This window comes from Candidatus Nanopusillus massiliensis (genome assembly GCF_920984865.1).
This window is the reverse complement of sequence record NZ_OV100765.1, coordinates 195914-196198: the sequence shown is the minus strand read 5'-3', so window position 1 is coordinate 196198 and position 285 is coordinate 195914. Positions and strand designations below refer to the sequence as shown.

The window sequence follows — 285 nt, the reverse complement described above, 5'->3', positions numbered from 1 at the left end:
TACTTTATGATTCCAATATTTAATTAAACTATTCCATTCTCCAACCAAAACAGTCTTTTCAGCATTAAATATAATATANNTCATATCCTTCTAACAAATATTTAGCAACTTCTGATGCCAATCTACCTAAAATAGAATCTGTTGCATCTATATATTTTCTTCCTATTGCTATCATATTATTATTTTTATATTTGAACCTCTTGGATTTGCCTTTAATAAGTCCTCTATTGTTAATATTTTAATACCAGGCTTTTCCAGTTTTTCTTTTGCATTTAATGAATATCT

General features: G+C 25.8%; 1 pseudogene (running past one end of the window). It reads right to left on the bottom strand.

What is annotated here, in order from left to right:
• Nucleotides 1-171: 171 nt before the first annotated feature.
• Nucleotides 172-285 (bottom strand): annotated as a pseudogene (locus tag LUA84_RS01350) (50S ribosomal protein L18e); it runs 153 nt beyond the window's last position.